We start from the raw sequence: 14499 nt of genomic DNA, 5'->3' as shown, positions 1-14499 counted from the left end.
AAATAAGTACATTTGTCTAAGGTACGGAAACCCTATTGCGGACGGGATTTTCGAGATTCTCCATTACAGGAGAGATTTTAGCTTCCACAGCTGATAATAGCGAGGCGTTTCATATCGCCTCGCTATTTTTATGCTATTTCGAAGAAAATTCCAAATATTTCTAAATTTAAAATCAAAATTAAAAAAAAATTAAAGCAAAAATCATTAAGTAATTAAAAATAAAGCAACAAAAAAATGTAAAATTCAAGTGACTTTCCAAGGGAAGTATGTATAATAAGAACATTGAGCCTTGTATTTTTTTTCATACGAGAGGCTTGAAATTTTAAAAGAGTGAGAAGGAGACCACTATGGCAAATTTGGATTTAACACAATATGGCATTACAGGAACCACGGAAATCGTACATAACCCATCCTATGAGCTTTTGTTCCAGGAGGAAACCAGAGCGGATTTGGAAGGCTATGAAAAGGGACAGGTCAGCGAATTAGGAGCTGTTAACGTAATGACCGGTATTTACACCGGACGTTCTCCCCAGGATAAGTACATTGTCATGGATGAGAAATCCAAGGATACCGTATGGTGGACATCCGATGAATATAAGAACGATAACCATCCTGCGTCTCAGGAAGCATGGAACACTGCTAAGGAATTGGCAAAGAAGGAGCTTTCCAACAAGCGTTTATTTGTGGTGGATGCTTTCTGCGGAGCCAACAAGGACACCAGAATGGCAGTGCGTTTCATTGTGGAAGTAGCTTGGCAGGCACACTTTGTAACAAACATGTTCATTCAGCCCTCCAAGGAAGAGCTGGAGAACTTTAAGCCGGACTTCGTGGTTTACAATGCTTCCAAGGCAAAGATTGAAAACTACAAGGAACTTGGCTTACATTCTGAAACTGCTGTTATGTTCAACATCAGCAGCAGAGAGCAGATTATTTTAAATACATGGTACGGCGGAGAGATGAAGAAGGGTATGTTCTCCATGATGAACTACTTCCTTCCATTAAAAGGCATTGCTTCTATGCACTGTTCCGCAAATACGGATCTGGACGGAAAGCACACTGCAATCTTCTTCGGACTTTCCGGAACAGGAAAGACCACCCTTTCCACCGATCCCAAGAGACTCTTAATCGGAGATGACGAGCACGGCTGGGATGACAACGGTATCTTCAACTTCGAGGGTGGATGTTATGCTAAGGTCATCGACTTGGATAAGGATTCCGAGCCGGATATCTATAAGGCTATCCGCAGAGATGCATTGCTGGAAAATGTTACCATGGATGCGAATGGAAAGATTGATTTCAAGGACAAGAGCGTTACCGAGAATACTCGTGTGTCCTATCCTATCCAGCACATCGACAATATTGTAAAGCCTGTTTCCTCCGCACCTGCAGCGGAAAATGTTATTTTCCTTTCCGCAGATGCATTCGGTGTACTGCCTCCTATCTCTATTCTTACAGAGGAGCAGACTCAGTATTACTTCCTTTCCGGATTTACCGCAAAGTTAGCCGGAACAGAGAGAGGAATCACAGAGCCTACACCAACCTTCTCCGCTTGCTTCGGACAGGCTTTCTTGGAGCTTCCTCCAACAAAGTATGCGGAAGAGCTGGTTAAGCGTATGGAGAAGAGCGGAGCAAAGGCTTATCTGGTAAATACCGGATGGAACGGTTCCGGAAAGAGAATTTCCATCAAGGATACCCGTGGAATCATTGATGCCATCTTAAACGGAGATGTGGCTAAGGCTGAGACCAAGAAGATTCCATACTTCGATTTCGAAGTACCTGTAGCTTTACCCGGCGTAGATCCGAAGATCTTAGATCCAAGAGATACTTACTCTGATGCAAGCCAGTGGGAAGAGAAGGCAAAGGACTTGGCAGGACGTTTTGCTAAGAACTTTAAGAAGTACGAGAGCTCCGAGGCAGGAAAGAAGCTTTCTGCAGCAGGCCCTAAGGCATAAGAATAGTACTATTGCTGATAACGAGGAGGGAGATTATTCTCCCTTCTTTTTTTGTTATCGGGTAATGTTTACATAAAAATCCTTTATCCTATGGGAACACGCCTATTCTATAGATTTCTGTATGCTTGGAACGTTGGCGGTATTTTCCTATCGTAAAAATAAAAATTCTTTATATTAAGGAATTATGAAAGCACTTTTTTTGTGAAGAAAGCTTTGTTATACTTTTCAGGCAGAGCACTTACAAAAAATAGGGAGAAGACTATGGCAGACAGAAAAAGAAGAACTGCACCCAGTAGAGAATTTATCAGAGAAAGAGAAGAAAGCAGCAGAAATAGACGTCCCTCTCGAAATCGTTATCAGGAGGAGTATGATTCTGATGAGGAATATGATGACTACGATGACGAGTATGAAGATGATTATGATGAGGACTATGACGACTATGATGAGGACTATGAAGATGAGAACTTCGAGGAAGAGCCCCAAAGTCTGAAAAGAAGAAAGTCCCAAAGACAGGGCGCAAATATCGCTACAGCCACCGGTCGCTCCGATAGAAGAAGAAATCCATCCGGAGCAGAGAATCGAAAGGCCGTAAGCGGCGGGAACAGCGGAAGAAGCAATAGAAATACGGCTTCGGAAAGGTCGGGGCAAGACAGAGGGAAAAGAAAGAAAAAGAAGTCTATTTTTCAGAAGCTGGGCATTCTTTTACTGCTTGTATTTTTCGGTCTTCTCCTTTGGCGTTTTATTTCTCCGTATTTTGGTCCGAAATATTGGACGGTGGCAGTTTTCGGTTTAGATTCTAGAGACGGCAACAAGGAGGCCGGTGCGCTTTCCGATGTGATTATGCTGGCTTCCGTCAATAAGCGAACCGGAGAAGTGAAATTAAGCTCCGTTTTCAGAGACAGCTATATGCAGATTGATGAAGAGGGAACTTATCATAAGATTAATGAAGCTTATTTTAAGGGGGGGCACAAGCAAGCTGTTGAAGCTTTAGAGAGAAATCTGGACATTAAGATTGACGACTATGTCAGCTTTAACTGGGCTGCGGTGGCGAAGGGAATCTCCGCTCTTGGAGGCGTGGATCTGGAGCTTTCCGATGCGGAGTTTTTCTATATTAATGCCTTTATCACGGAAACGGTACAGTCCACCGGAATTCCTTCCGTGCATCTGGAGCATGCTGGGATGAATCATTTGGACGGAATTCAGGCGGTGGCCTACGGTAGACTCCGTCTAATGGACACGGATTTTAACCGTACTGCAAGACAGAGGAAGGTTCTTGGCCTTGCCTTTGATAAGGCAAAAAAGGCAGGTCCTGTAAAGCTAATGCAGGTAGCATCCATGGTTTTACCGGAGCTTTCCACCAGTCTGGATATGGGAGATATCACCACATTGGTTACCCAGGTGGATCGTTATCATATCGGAGAAAGCAGAGGCTTCCCCTTTGCCAGAACCACCATGAAGATTAAGAAAATGGATGTGGTAATTCCGGCAACGCTGGCCAGCAATGTAACGGAATTACACAGCTATCTTTACGGCGTGGAGAACTATAGCCCCAGTGCCAAGGTACAGGAAATCAGTGCCCATATCGCCAAAGTTTCCGGAGTTGGCTCTCCCATGGAAGATGCTGAGGAAGCAGGTACAGGCGGAGGAACTGTGAGAAAGAAGGAAGCCGGAAAAGCCAAGGCCGCTGAAAATGCGGAGAAGGGTAAGAAAAAGAAAAAAGAGGAGCAGACAGAGGCTACAAAGAAACAGGAAACTAAGACGGAAACGGAAGAAGAGAGCACTGTAAAAAATAAAAAAGAAACAAAGGAAGAGAAAAAATCCACAGAAGAAGAGACGAAGGAAACAAAAGAAAAGAAGGAAACGGAGGAAACTGTGGAAGTAGGACCCGGGGCGGCCCTAGGAGAAAAATCTTTAGAGACGGAAGAAAATAATACACCGGGAACTTAAAAGCCGGCAAATAAAGAAAAAACATCCTCTGAGTCGGATATTTGACATGGAGGATGTTTTTATTCATAACGAGTATTGCTCTCAAGCAGGATCATTTGCTTAAAAATTCTACCCTAAAGTATGAAAATATTTTTGGATATCCTTATCCTTGCCGATAATAAAAAGGCTTTCTCCTTCTCGGAATTGGTAGTCCGGTCCCAAAGTAACATTGACTTCATCATTATATTTGACAGCAATAATATTGACTTTGAATTTATTTCGAACTCCAATTTCTCCAATAGATTTACCAATCCAATCCTCAGGTAAGGCGATTTCAAAAACGGCAAAGTCTTTGCTGACTTGAATGTAATCCAAAACATTCTCAGAACTGCACTGCACAGCGGTAAGGCTTCCGACTAATTTTTCCGGATAAACTACCACATCGGCTCCGTTTCTAAGTAAGAATTTTTCTTGTAAATCTCTGGCAGCCCTGGAAACTACTCTTTTTGCACCCAGTTCCTTTAAATGGGAGGTGACTTCCAAAGAAGCTAAAAAGTCGGTTCCGATGGCTACAATACAGACGTCAAAATTGGAGATACCCAGAGACTTTAAGAATTCCTGATTTCCTGCATCTCCAATTTCCGCATTGGTAACGTAGGGGAGAGCTGCTTTTACTCTTTCCTCACTGCTGTCTACTCCGAGAACCTGCGTATGCATTTCATTTAGCTTTTTTGCGACATGTAAACCGAAACGACCTAGACCGATAATTAAAATTTGTTTCATACTTTCTCCTTTATCCGACAATTACATTTTCTTCAACAAGTCTTCCCTTGTTTTGGTTAGCATTAGGAAAGACGGCATAAATCAAACAAAGTCCGCCAACTCTTCCGGTGTACATTAGAAAAATGAGAACCATATGAGAAATGGGACTAAGATTTGGGGTGATTCCCAGTGTAAGCCCCACAGTGGCAATAGCACTGGCAGCTTCAAAGCTGGTGACCAGTAGCGGTAATTTATCATGGAGACTGATAAACATTCCGGAGAGAATACATAAACTAATATACATGAAAGCGATTGTCGTAGCATTTCGAATGACTTCTCTGGAAATAGTCCTTCCAAAGGCTTCTGTACGGGAATTGTTTCTAAAAATAGCAATGGAGGTTAAAAGTAAAACAGTCATTGTGGTGACTTTCATACCGCCTCCCGTACTTCCCGGCGCAGCCCCTACCAGCATTAGCAAGGTTTGCAAAAAGATTCCGCTATCGGAAAATTTTGAAAAATCCACAGTATTAAAGCCTGCAGTACGTGGAGTGACTGCTGTAAATAATGAAGCAAAAACCCGACTTTTTATGGGCAGCCCTGGGAACTCAACAAAAAAGTAAAATAGTGCAGGAAGAAGAATAATAAATACTGTAGTAGAGAGAATGATTTTGCTTTGTAGACGAAAGCGATGAAAATTCCATTTATTTTTTGCAATATCCTGCCAAGTCATAAAGCCTAAGCCTCCAAGAAGAATCAGGCTCATAATGCTGATGTTCACCACAGGGTTTCCTACGTATTCCGTGAGAGAAGAAAAGGGTTCTTTAACGCCCATCAAATCGAAACCGGCATTACAAAAAGCGGATACGGAGTGGAAAACACTATACCAAAGTCCTCTACGAAGTCCGAACTCGGGAATAAATTGTGTCGCAAGAATGACAGCAAAGAATAACTCTATAATTCCGGTCCATTTCAGAAGAAAAACCAACATTTTCATGATTCCGCCCTGAGAGCTTACAGAAATGGAATTAGCCAGAGTGTTTCTTTGAGAATATCCGATTTTTTTTCCGAAGAAAAGGATGACGGAGGTTACCACTACCACCACACCAAGCCCACCAATTTGAATCAAGAAAAGAATGACTGCTTGCCCGAAGAAAGACCAGTGCGTGGCGGTATCGTATACAATTAAACCGGTAACACAGGAAGCGGAGGTGGAAGTGAAGAGTGCATTTAGAAAGGGGGTATAAACGCCATCATTACTGGAGATCGGCAACATCAGCAGAATTGCTCCCAATAGAATCAACGAGGCAAAACCCAGGATGATTTTCTGAAAATAATTTAAACGAAAGAATTTCATTTTCGTACTACTCCTTAAATTCATTAATACAGCTTGTTTGATTATAGGCATATAAAGAAAAAATAGATAGTCAAAATATTAGATTTTAGAGAAATCGTAAATGCTATGAAACACATTTGAGTTTTGAAAACAAAATTTTTGTTTTATGAAGAAAATCTAATAAGAATAAAAAAATCTCTTGACAAGAAAATAAAAACTCTGTATGATAATCGAGTCGCTGATTTTTATTCATTTTTTAAGAAAACAGCAGATTTTAGGGCTATCGCCAAACGGTAAGGCAACGGACTCTGACTCCGTCATTTCAAGGTTCGAATCCTTGTAGCCCTGCGAAAAGCATCACGAGTCGTGGTGCTTTTTTTCTTGTTCTTAATGTGTATCGCTCCTGTAAAGGGTGGTATCTTACCATTGGCTTATAGGACAAAATGTGTTAATGAAAACCCCTTCATACTTGGGATTCCATCGTTCTATAAAATCAATTTAATACAAAATATCTAATAAATTTACAATATACTGCTATTAATTTATTAAAAAAGACAAAATTAAGGCTTTGTGCTATAGTGAAACCATGAACGAAATATGGAAGAAAACGCAGTGGCCGAAAAAATGTGCGTAGGATAAAAGCTATTTCTATCGATTCTATTATCTCCATAAGTTTAAGATCTCATTTTTACAATCCAAAATCATATTAAAGTCTAGGAGATTCATGCCAGGGAGGGCGCTACAGCATTTGCTGAGAAAGGAGCGGGATATGCCTTCCCCAATGAAAAAACCTTCATTTAACGTTTCCAAAAAAATGAAAAGAAACTGTATTGTTCTTGCCTGTATAGGAGCTCTTTTCCTTATTGGCATTACAGCCCTTGGTGCTTACAATAACCGGCCGGTGAAGATTCCTCTGGATAAGTTCTATCAGGTGGAATTTACCGGTGAAGATGGTCTGGGAGAGGGAAAGCTTATCTTTCAGAAAGAAGATTTTGAAAAAAATTATCTTGGAAAAATCAAGAGAAAAGGAAGATACAGTAAGAGAAGCAGAGGAATCTTCGGAATGATGACCAACCTTTTTCTGAAAGAGGCGGAGAAAGAGATTATATTGAGTGAAGTGGAGTATGCGGTAATGCAGCTTCCGGAGCTTTCCGAGGAGAGTCAATTGGAAAATGGAGAACATGTTTCCTTAAGCTGTAAAGAGGATTTATCCTGGATTGAGAAAAGCTATAACGTGAAGTTGCTTTGGGAGGATAAGGATCTGGTGGTTAAGGGGCTTTATGAGCGGACAGCGGTGAATCCCTTTGATTTTCTGGAGGTTCAATTTACGGGAAATTCTCCACAGATTAGAGTAGAGCTGAGCTTAAAGGATGCTCCCGCCTGGATGGAGCTTAGCGATGTGAATATCAGCAAAAGAGAAGGCCTTGCCTCCGGGGATAAAATCAAAATTACTTTTTATCAGGAATTAATGAGAAAAGTGGAGAAAGAGCATATCTATTTTTTAGAAACAGAGAAGGAATATGAAGTTCCCAAGGCAAATGCCTACTGGACCAGTGGAAAAGATATTCCCGGAGACACATTAAGACTTCTACAGGAAGCGTTTATGGATTCTTTACGTAAGGAGATGATTGGGGGAACAGCAGAGGAATATATCGATCTTTCCGGCATATCCGTACAGTATTTGGGGAATTATTTTCTTAGTCGGAAAGAAGATGCCCCGGTGCTTGGTCACAACAGGCTATTCCTGCTTTTTGAAATCCATGCGCCTTTAAAACTGAAGGATGGAAGCCTACAAAATATTCAGTATTTTAATGGAATAGAATATCAGGATTTGCTTATGGATCAGGACGGAAAAGCACTGGTAAAGCCGGATGACGGCATTGGAAAGGGAGTTGTTCATCCCATAGCCTTTCCCCTGGGAGAGGATGATTCTCTGTATTTGTACGGATATAAAGATTATGCCGAGTTTTATAAGCAGGAGATCTTCCCACTCCTTACGGATTACAGGGGAGAAGACAATAGCTTAAAGGCACCGGAGTCTGTTTCCGGAGTTACCCTTCAGCTACCTTCCGAATCATCTGGGGAGAGTTCTGCAGAAGCGTCTGCCGATAGCGCCAATCCCACAATGGGGACTTCAGCGGAGGCATCTGCCAAGTCGGAGCCTAATGCATCCTCTATAGCTTCTGCCGAGAGTTCTTCTTAAGACATTCTGTTTGGTAACTATGGTGAAAACCTGGATATATAGAAGACATCGGAGGGAGGAAAATCTATGGCATAAAAGAAGACATAAAAGCAAAAACCATTTTTGTAACCTGACAAAAATAAATCGAATTTTTCTATCTAAAAAGAGTCGAAAAATCAGAAAGAATAGCTTCTATAGCAGGCATATTTCTCTCCGTTTTTTCGGCTCTTTTCTTTGAGACGGAAAATAATTGGCTGTAAAAATCAAAAAAATTTCTAGATTTTACATTTACTTAAAGCAGCTTCATCCGCAAGTACGGTAACATGGGGATGGAATTGCAGAATGGAAGCGGGGACAGAGGGGGTAACCGGTCCTTCTAAGACTCTCTGTAAAATATCTGCCTTATCCTTTCCGGAAACCATTAAGAGGATTTTTTTGGCTTTCATAATGGTGCCGATTCCCATGGTGTAGGCCTCTTTGGGAACTTCTTCTTTAGATGAGAAGAAGCGCTGATTGGCTTCGATGGTTTCTTCGGCAAGCTGTACACAGTGGGTTTCCCTTGGGAAAGAATCACTTGGCTCATTAAATCCGATGTGCCCATCATGTCCAAGTCCCAGAATCTGTAAATGGATTCCTCCTAATTTACGAATCAGAGCTTCATACTCAAGGCAAGCCTTATTCGCGTCTTCCAGAAGACCGTTGGGAACGGCAGTGTTTTCCATAGGAATACTCACGTGCTGAAACAGCTCTTGATTCATAAAATAGCGGTAGCTGTGGCTGTCCTCCGGAGCAAGACCTCTGTATTCATCCAGGTTCACGGTACGTACTGCAGAAAAATCCAGCCGTCCCTCCTGATATAATTCTCTTAAAACCTGATAGGCACCGATGGGAGTGGAGCCTGTGGCTAAGCCCAAAACCGGGTGCTCTCTTTGGGTGATTTCCGCCGCAATCAGCATGGCGGCTTTTTTGCTGAGAACCGAGTAATCCTTTACCTTTTCAATCCGAAACATGGGAGTCCCTCCTTGCAATCTGCGTTTTTTTCATAGTAGCAAAAAGAAATGGGGTATACAATAGAAAATCCTAAGCAGAATCTAGGAAAAACTACGGTGGGTATTACAATGGAAAAAATTATGCTATACTAGGCAAATAGTTATGTAAAGGAGGATAGAATGAGAGTACAAAAGGGATATCAAAAGAATATTTGCAGACGTTTTTTGTCGGGAATGGCATTTCTTTTTCTGTTCTTTCTCATGGGAACAGGAATTTCCCATGCAGAGGGAAGATGGGAGCAGGAAGGACAGAGTTGGTACTATTATTCTTCGGACAATAAAGAAAGCTATACCGGCTGGGTACAGTCTTCCACGGATGGACGTTGGTATTTTTGCTTAAACAGTAAAATGCAGACCGGCTGGGTCAGCTGGAACGGGAAATGGTATTTTCTGAACAGTGACGGAGCTATGGCGGAAAAGCAGTACGTGGGCAATTTTTATCTGGGAGAAGATGGAGCGGCTCTCATTTCCGCAGAAACACCGGATCAGAGAAAGACTTCGGAAAACGGCTCTCTTCTAAGGAAGGGAAAGCCCATGCAGGAGTTAAATGAGAAAACCGCGAAATATATCTCCGTTTTGATGGAGCATCCGGACGCCAAGGCTTTCTTTGACAGCCCCAACCAGTTAAGTCTGGAAGAAGGGAACGGATATCCCTTTGTGATTTTCAAGAAAATGAGTTTGTACGATAGAAAGTCGGGGGAACTTCTGTATGCCGGGGATGCGGCCTTTCATAAAAATGCCGTGATTGAATATAACAACGGAAGTGAAAAGAAGATGATTTCTGTCATGGATCTTATGATGATTCGGGGCGTTGCGGGAGAAAGAGTGTTTATCGATCCCGCAGGTTATATTACCTATGTGGCAGGAGGCGTGGAATGACCTTACAACAGCTTCGTCAGGTCATCGCGGTAGCCGATTACGGCTCCATGAACGAGGCGGCGAAGCAGCTGTACCTGACCCAGCCCAGCTTAAGCGCTACCATCAAGGCGGTGGAAAGAGAAATCGGGATAGAAATCTTTACCAGGTCCAACCGGGGAATTATCGCCACGCCTGAAGGAGAGGAATTTCTGGGCTATGCCAGACAGGTTTCTGAACAGTACCAGCTAATGGAAGATAAATATCTCTCCGGAGGACCTCAGAAAAAGAAATTCAGTGTTTCCATGCAACACTATACCTTTGCGGTGGAGGCCTTTATTCGACTGCTTCGACAGTATGAGGAAAACAATGTGTATGAGTTTTCCGTTTTTGAAGGCAGAACCATTGATGTTATTGAAAATGTCCGTAAGCAAATCAGTGAACTGGGCATTATCTATGAAAATGACTTCAATGAAAATGTCATCGGAAAGATTTTACGAGAGGGAGACTTGGAATTTGTACCCCTCTTTTCTTGCAAAATATATGTTTTCATGGCGAAATCCAATCCTTTGGCAAAGAAAAAGCTCATTTCCATGGAGGATTTGATGGATTATCCCTGTTGCACTTTTGATCAGGGGGAGAGAAATTCCTTCTATTTTGCGGAAGAAGTTTTAAGTACCTATGATTACAAGAAGTTCATTAAGGTCAATGATCGAGCTACGATTTTAAATCTTATGGTGGGCTTAAATGGATATACACTCTGTTCCGGTATTATTTGTCAGGAATTAAACGGACCGGAGTATATTGCGATTCCTTTGGATACAGAAGAAACCATGCGAATCGGCTATATAAAAAATAAGAAGATGCATCTTTCCGAGCTTGGCAAAAAATATGTGGAAGAGCTGCAGAAATATAAGGTACAAGAAGAAACAGACAGTATTTAGAGGGAGAAGCCTTCTCCCGGAAAGGAACGGCAATGTTTGATTGGCTAATGCCCTTTTTTTATATTCTGAGCGCTACGGGAGTGGCGGAAGCTCCTTCCGGCTTTTCCATAGAACAAGTCCTTCAGCCCCCACTGCTGTATGCCTGTATCGGAGGGCTGATTCTTTTCCTTTTTCTTCTATTTCTCCTTCTGCGTTTCTTGAGAAAAAGAAGGCATAAAAAGGCACTGGAATATCATATTGATGAGAAAGACAAATACCATGTTCGCTTGGAAGCGAAGAATCTTTCCGCTCTGCTTCCGCCTCTTTTGGAAGGCTTAGGGGGAAAAGAAAACATTCAGTCTTTACGAAGTGAGAATAGAAGGCTGAAGGTAGGCATTAAAGACTATGATTTGGTGAAGGAATCCTGCATTCGGGAGGCGGGATTTCCCGGATTAATCCGTCCCAGAAAAGATGAAGTGCAGATTATTGTGGGAGAGGATGCGGATGAGCTTAAGAATCGTCTGGGACAGGAACTTTCTCTTTCTTAAATGGACCTTCGGAAGGAAATGCTGAATAGCTTCGAAAGTAAAAATGGAATAGCTTCGAAAGTGAAAAGCGAATAGAATTGAAAGGGAATGTAGAATAGAATCGAAAGGGGGAAAAGTGAAAAAAAGCTACGAGTTGGATATGACCACGGGGGCAATTCTTCCTAAAATGCTTCAATTTTGTTTTCCTCTGATGTTTACGGGGATTTTACAGCTGCTTTTCAATGCGGCGGATGTCTTTGTTGTGGGAAAATATGTGGGAGCTGTGGCAATGGCGGCTGTAGGCACTTCGGGGCCGATTATAAACCTGCTGGTTAACCTTTTTTTAGGTCTGTCGGTGGGGGTAAACGTTGCTGTTGCCCGGTATATCGGAGCCAATCGGAGAAAGGATGTGGAGGAACTGTTGGCTACAGCCTACACTACGGCTTTGCTTTCGGGATTTTTGCTTCTGCTAATTGGAAATTTACTTATTTCCGCGATTATCCGGGGGATGAATACCCCGGAGGAAGTGGCGCCTCAGGCAGAGACTTACCTTCGCTACTTTTCCTTAGGTATTCCTTTTATGGTACTGTATGATTTTTTGGCAGCGGTATTTCGAGCAGTGGGAGACACAAGGCGTCCCCTCTATGTACAGATCTTGGCAGGCCTTTTGAATCTGGCTCTCAATTTAAACTTTGTGATTCAGTGGAAGATGGGGGTTGCAGGAGTAGCTATTGCCACCAGCATTTCTCAGCTCTTTTCGGCTGTGGTTTTAGTGATTTTACTGGCAAGAGAAAAGGAAGCTTTGCACCTTCATCCCCTCCGCTTTCGTATCCATAGAGACAAATTAAAAAAGATAGTCTCCATAGGACTTCCGGCAGGGATACAGGGAACCTTATTTTCCATTTCCAATGTAATGATTCAATCCGCCATCAATACCTTCGGCTCTCAGGCTATGGCGGCAGCCACCATATCCGCCAATTTAGAAGGATTTGTCTATATTTCCATGAACTCCATATCCCAGGGGCAGATGTCCTTTGTCAGCCAAAATCTTGGGGCGAAGAAATACAGTAGATTAAACGGTATTTTGAAAAGCAGCTTAACCCTGCTATTCAGCATTGCCCTTCTGACCGGCATAATTGTTTTCTTCTTTGGAAGAAACCTGGCAGGGATTTTTACGAAGGATGGAGAGGTTTTGCAATACGCCAAGGAAAGATTGGAGATTATCGTCTATCCGTATATGATTTTTGGCATGATGGATACCTTGGTGGGAGCGCTACGCGGTTTTGGCTGCAGTATTCAACCGATGTTTATCAGCTTGGTGGGAATTTGTTTGAGTCGTGTGTTTTATGTCATGGTACTTTTTCCTATGGAATTCTTCAATGGCTTACGGCCCTTATACATCAGTTATCCCGTGAGTTGGATGATTACTGCCTTTTCCCTGTGGGTTATGTATTTCTATATCAGAAAACAGTATCCCAGGGTCGACTATCGTTAGGAGAAAGAAGATGGAAAGAAACTTTACGTTACTGACAGACTTTTATGAGCTCACCATGATGCAGGGCTATTTAAAAAGTGGAAAGCATCAGGAAAGAGTAATTTTCGATATGTTTTATCGAAAGAATCCCTGTGGAAACGGCTTTGCCATTTGCTGCGGTTTGGAGCAGGTGGTTGAATATATCCGCAATCTGAATTTTAGTGAAGAAGATATTGATTATCTTCGGAGTTTGGGAACCTTTGATGAAGATTTTATTGAATATCTTCGAGGTTTTCACTTTACCGGAGATATATATGCCATTCCGGAAGGAACAGTAGTCTTTCCTAAGGAACCCTTAATCAAGGTAATTGCTCCGGTGATTGAGGCTCAGTTGGTGGAAACTGCCATTTTAAATCTGGTCAATCACCAGTCTCTCATTGCCACAAAGGCTTACAGAGTGGTGCATGCGGCTCAGGGAGACGGGGTAATGGAGTTCGGTTTACGAAGGGCTCAGGGACCGGATGCGGGAATATACGGTGCCAGAGCCGCGGTCATTGCAGGATGCATCGGTACTTCCAACGTTTATGCGGGACAGAAATTCCATATGCCTGTGTTGGGAACCCATGCTCACTCCTGGATCATGTCCTTCCCGACAGAATTAGAGGCATTTAAGACTTACGCCAGACTCTATCCCAATAATTGTATTTTATTGGTAGATACCTATGATACCTTAAAGAGCGGTGTAAAGAATGCCATTCTTTGCTATGATGCCATGAAGGAAGAAGGGATTACCTTGAAGCGCTTCGGTATTCGTTTAGATTCCGGAGACTTGGCTTACCTTTCCAAGAAGGCCAGGAAAATGTTGGATGAGGCGGGCTATCCTGATGCAATAATTTCCGCTTCCAATGATTTGGACGAGAATCTGATTGCTTCCTTAAAGGCGCAGGGAGCTTGCATTACCAGCTGGGGTGTGGGAACCAATCTGATTACCTCGGAAAGTCAGCCCAGCTTTGGCGGAGTATATAAGCTTGCGGCTACATATTCGGATGAGGGACAATGGGTTCCTAAGATAAAACTGTCGGAGAACTCCGAAAAGATTACCAATCCCGGAAATAAGCAGATTTATCGTATTATTGAAAAAGACAGCGGAAAGGTATTTGCGGATTATATTGCCCTGGAGGAGGAGAGATTTTCCGAGGCAGAGGATTTGGTACTGTTTGATCCCATTGATACATGGAAGAAAAGTACCTTAAAGGGCGGAAGCTATGAGATGAGACCGCTTCTTGTACCTATTTTCTTAGGTGGCAAGTTGGTGTATAATTGCCCTTCTGTAGAGGAAATCAAAGCCCACTGCAAGAAGGAACAGGAAAGCCTTTGGGAGGAGTGCAGACGTTTAACCAATCCCCATGCCGTACACGTGGATTTATCCGATAAATTGTATGAGATGAAGAAGCAATTGCTGACGCAGTACAGCAGAGGAGAATAGGGACAATTTCTTGCTTTATTTTTCCCCAAT

General features: G+C 42.5%; 11 protein-coding genes and 1 tRNA gene. 9 read left to right on the top strand and 3 right to left on the bottom strand.

The window, feature by feature from the left end; all coding sequences use genetic code 11:
* The first annotated feature begins 347 nt into the window (after positions 1 to 347).
* A complete protein-coding gene (gene pckA / locus HNQ46_RS07565) occupies positions 348 to 1952 on the top strand; it encodes a phosphoenolpyruvate carboxykinase (ATP) (RefSeq protein WP_183684143.1) in 1605 nt (534 codons plus the stop codon).
* Between the two features lie 261 nt (positions 1953 to 2213).
* Positions 2214 to 3899: an LCP family protein gene (locus HNQ46_RS07560; protein WP_183684142.1), complete on the top strand. Its 1686-nt coding sequence runs from the start codon at positions 2214 to 2216 to the stop codon at positions 3897 to 3899.
* Between the two features lie 108 nt (positions 3900 to 4007).
* On the opposite strand, the gene HNQ46_RS07555 is transcribed toward HNQ46_RS07560, so the two are convergent.
* Both HNQ46_RS07555 and HNQ46_RS07550 read right to left on the bottom strand, forming a co-directional pair.
* Positions 4008 to 4661 carry a potassium channel family protein gene (locus HNQ46_RS07555; protein WP_007156512.1) on the bottom strand — a complete coding sequence of 218 codons (654 nt, stop codon included), beginning with the start codon at positions 4659 to 4661 and terminating at the stop codon, positions 4008 to 4010.
* Positions 4662 to 4671: 10 nt separating this feature from the next.
* A complete protein-coding gene (locus tag HNQ46_RS07550; RefSeq protein ID WP_183684141.1) occupies positions 4672 to 6045 on the bottom strand; it encodes a TrkH family potassium uptake protein in 1374 nt (457 codons plus the stop codon).
* A 204-nt stretch (positions 6046 to 6249) separates the two neighbouring features.
* On the opposite strand from HNQ46_RS07550, the gene HNQ46_RS07545 reads away from it, so the two are divergent.
* Positions 6250 to 6321, top strand: a tRNA-Gln gene (locus tag HNQ46_RS07545).
* Positions 6322 to 6697: 376 nt separating this feature from the next.
* Complete coding sequence (locus HNQ46_RS07540; RefSeq protein WP_183684140.1) at positions 6698 to 8176, top strand: hypothetical protein; 1479 nt, start codon at positions 6698 to 6700, stop codon at positions 8174 to 8176.
* Between the two features lie 254 nt (positions 8177 to 8430).
* Here the strand turns inward: HNQ46_RS07540 and nagB are convergent, their stop codons facing one another.
* Positions 8431 to 9165 (bottom strand): glucosamine-6-phosphate deaminase, encoded by a 735-nt coding sequence (gene nagB, locus HNQ46_RS07535; protein WP_183684139.1) that lies wholly within the window; start codon positions 9163 to 9165, stop codon positions 8431 to 8433.
* 159 nt (positions 9166 to 9324) lie between these two features.
* Between nagB and HNQ46_RS07530 the strand changes: the two genes are divergently transcribed.
* From HNQ46_RS07530 to HNQ46_RS07510, 5 genes are all read left to right on the top strand, one after another.
* The gene (locus tag HNQ46_RS07530) at positions 9325 to 10083 is read left to right on the top strand and encodes a cell wall-binding protein (protein ID WP_183684138.1); all 759 of its coding nucleotides are present in this window, start codon (positions 9325 to 9327) and stop codon (positions 10081 to 10083) included.
* Positions 10080 to 11003: a LysR family transcriptional regulator gene (locus tag HNQ46_RS07525; RefSeq protein ID WP_007156505.1), complete on the top strand. Its 924-nt coding sequence runs from the start codon at positions 10080 to 10082 to the stop codon at positions 11001 to 11003. Before HNQ46_RS07530 ends, HNQ46_RS07525 begins: the two co-directional genes overlap by 4 nt.
* A gap of 32 nt (positions 11004 to 11035) precedes the next feature.
* Positions 11036 to 11530, top strand: coding sequence for a hypothetical protein (locus tag HNQ46_RS07520; protein WP_007156504.1), 495 nt, complete (start codon positions 11036 to 11038; stop codon positions 11528 to 11530).
* Between the two features lie 115 nt (positions 11531 to 11645).
* The gene (locus HNQ46_RS07515) at positions 11646 to 13004 is read left to right on the top strand and encodes an MATE family efflux transporter (protein ID WP_183684137.1); all 1359 of its coding nucleotides are present in this window, start codon (positions 11646 to 11648) and stop codon (positions 13002 to 13004) included.
* A 10-nt stretch (positions 13005 to 13014) separates the two neighbouring features.
* Positions 13015 to 14469 carry a nicotinate phosphoribosyltransferase gene (locus tag HNQ46_RS07510; RefSeq protein ID WP_183684136.1) on the top strand — a complete coding sequence of 485 codons (1455 nt, stop codon included), beginning with the start codon at positions 13015 to 13017 and terminating at the stop codon, positions 14467 to 14469.
* Positions 14470 to 14499: the final 30 nt, after the last annotated feature.

This window comes from Oribacterium sinus (assembly GCF_014202695.1).
In the GTDB taxonomy this organism is placed as follows: Bacteria; Bacillota; Clostridia; order Lachnospirales; family Lachnospiraceae; genus Oribacterium; species Oribacterium sinus.
The sequence above is the reverse complement of the archived record's forward strand: the minus strand, read 5'-3'. Positions and strand labels throughout refer to the sequence as shown.